The organism is Paenibacillus sp. Y930 (assembly GCF_056786375.1).
Genome location: NZ_JBXCIX010000035.1, coordinates 1 through 782, shown reverse-complemented (window position 1 = coordinate 782; position 782 = coordinate 1). Strand labels below are relative to the sequence as shown.

7 tRNA genes are annotated in these 782 nt (G+C 48.3%); all 7 read right to left on the bottom strand.

The features are described from left to right. Nucleotide 1 precedes the first annotated feature (1 nt). Nucleotides 2–86, bottom strand: a tRNA-Leu gene (locus tag AC1TO5_RS21245). Nucleotides 87–112: 26 nt separating this feature from the next. Further along, nucleotides 113–188, bottom strand: a tRNA-Lys gene (locus AC1TO5_RS21240). A gap of 17 nt (nucleotides 189–205) precedes the next feature. Continuing rightward, nucleotides 206–279 (bottom strand) — tRNA-Gln (locus AC1TO5_RS21235). A gap of 6 nt (nucleotides 280–285) precedes the next feature. Then, a tRNA-Val gene (locus AC1TO5_RS21230) sits at nucleotides 286–361 on the bottom strand. Between the two features lie 4 nt (nucleotides 362–365). Then, nucleotides 366–440 (bottom strand) — tRNA-Glu (locus AC1TO5_RS21225). A gap of 38 nt (nucleotides 441–478) precedes the next feature. Beyond that, nucleotides 479–554, bottom strand: a tRNA-Thr gene (locus AC1TO5_RS21220). Between the two features lies 1 nt (nucleotide 555). Beyond that, a tRNA-Asn gene (locus tag AC1TO5_RS21215) sits at nucleotides 556–631 on the bottom strand. Between the last annotated feature and the right edge of the window lie 151 nt (nucleotides 632–782).

Below are 782 nucleotides of genomic sequence, written 5' to 3'. Positions count from 1 at the left end.
TTGGTGCGCGTGAAGGGACTTGAACCCCCACGTCGTGAAACGCTAGATCCTAAGTCTAGTGCGTCTGCCAATTCCGCCACACGCGCACAATTAATAATGACAAATAATAAACTGGTGAGCCATGAAGGACTCGAACCTTCGACACCCTGATTAAAAGTCAGGTGCTCTACCAACTGAGCTAATGGCTCTCATTACGAGAGTAAAATGGCTGGGGATACAGGATTCGAACCTGTGATGACGGAGTCAAAGTCCGTTGCCTTACCGCTTGGCTAATCCCCATTATTATGGTGGAGGATGACGGGTTCGAACCGCCGACCCTCTGCTTGTAAGGCAGATGCTCTCCCAGCTGAGCTAATCCTCCATAATGGTGACCCGTAGGGGACTCGAACCCCTGTTACCTCCGTGAAAGGGAGGTGTCTTAACCACTTGACCAACGGGCCTTGCAATAACTTGTCTTACTTTAGTGTACATCTGGTTGTGGAGCTCTCAACCGGAATCGAACCGGTGACCTCATCCTTACCATGGATGCACTCTACCTACTGAGCTATGAGAGCATGGCTCCCCGAACAGGACTCGAACCTGTGACAACTCGATTAACAGTCGAGTGCTCTACCAACTGAGCTATCAGGGAACGTTAACCAATTATCCTTGATCAATTAAGATCAACGGCATAGCATCAAGGCTTGCACCTTGAAAACTGGATGTGAAAGGTAAAACTCCAAAGTGAATCATTTGAATCTATGCTTCCGATGTATTTTTCTATCTTCGCTTGCGCTCCGTCT